1 pseudogene is annotated in these 287 nt (G+C 52.3%); it reads right to left on the bottom strand.

Annotation, left to right across the window (positions count from 1 at the left end):
• Positions 1-287 (bottom strand): annotated as a pseudogene (locus MXD62_RS08395) (electron transfer flavoprotein subunit alpha/FixB family protein); the annotation flags it as partial.

Here is a 287-nt window from a genome sequence, read left to right on the forward strand (position 1 = left end):
TATTAGGACGAATGGTTACAAAAATTTTGCCCTCTGCAAACTTGCGTCTTTGGAACGCTTTTCCTGCATAAATGGGACGGGTAAAGAGCGGGCCCGCTTCTACTGCGGTAACATCGGAAACCAATCCGTAACCCAACCGGCCTGCAACGCGAGGAGCGAGATCGCGTCCGATCGCTGTGTGACCCGCTACGATCGCATCAGGTGCCACTTCGTTGATCACCTGTACGAATGCCTGGCTGTAGCTGTCAGGTGTATATTGTGCCAAAGCGTCATGCTTCACCGCATAT

This window comes from Frankia sp. Mgl5 (assembly GCF_023242985.1).
Taxonomy (GTDB): Bacteria; Actinomycetota; Actinomycetes; order Frankiales; family Frankiaceae; genus Parafrankia; species Parafrankia soli.